The 512-nt window shown below is 44.3% G+C and carries 1 pseudogene; it reads left to right on the forward strand.

What is annotated here, in order from left to right:
• Positions 1-294 precede the first annotated feature (294 nt).
• Positions 295-512, forward strand: a pseudogene (locus tag IEW13_RS17265) (IS110 family transposase); the annotation flags it as partial.

Below are 512 nucleotides of genomic sequence, written 5' to 3' on the forward strand. Positions count from 1 at the left end.
CGGCGGCGGCCCATAAATTCTCTTCAAATCCAACATTGGCACTGGTGTTCTTGTTATTCTTTTTTTCAGCCATAACTGAATGCGACCCCTAAATAAGATGCGTAATAAATTTCAAGTATGCAACCATAAGGACGGCAGGTTACACCAACATCTTTTTAAAGGCTATAGCAATCAAAGTCCAAGATGATTCTAACGATTAGGGAACATGGCCGTAATAGCGGTTGGTCACGCTCCGATGGTAAGCTCGAAGTCTGTGAAAGCAGCTTCATAAAGGCCATAAAAAGGAACGTGACCATGAGACATTATATCGGACTGGACGTATCATTGAAAGAAACCCATATCTGTGTTGTAGATGAAACCGCCAAAATTGTCTGGCAAGGGGAATGTGAAACGCTTGCGACCTCGATTGCAGCTTGCGTTGATCCGTTTGGTCATTCAATTGAAGTCATCGCCTTGGAAACCGGCGGTCAATCCAGTTGGTTGCAACAAGGTCTTCGTGATCTCGGTTTACC

The organism is Sediminivirga luteola (assembly GCF_014639315.1).
In the GTDB taxonomy this organism is placed as follows: Bacteria; Actinomycetota; Actinomycetes; order Actinomycetales; family Brevibacteriaceae; genus Sediminivirga; species Sediminivirga luteola.